1 pseudogene is annotated in these 229 nt (G+C 38.9%); it reads left to right on the forward strand.

The window, feature by feature from the left end:
- Positions 1-229, forward strand: a pseudogene (locus ACRHOZ_RS21725) (AraC family transcriptional regulator); the annotation flags it as partial.

Below are 229 nucleotides of genomic sequence, written 5' to 3' on the forward strand. Positions count from 1 at the left end.
TCAAAAATTGCGATTTAATGACTCCATTCATACCTATGCTTGGGAAATACTTCCCATAAACGATTCAGTCTCCAAGGGCATTGTAAATGTCAGGGATGAGCAACATAGCTTGGCCAATAAATTCCAAGTTCCTTTTTCGGATACTGACTTTGAAAAACGGTCTAGAAAAGCGGTTCTCGACCTTATGGAAAACATTGAGCACCACATCAATAAGTTTAAGGGGATCATT

This window comes from Flagellimonas flava (assembly GCF_050617915.1).
In the GTDB taxonomy this organism is placed as follows: domain Bacteria; phylum Bacteroidota; class Bacteroidia; order Flavobacteriales; family Flavobacteriaceae; genus Flagellimonas; species Flagellimonas flava_A.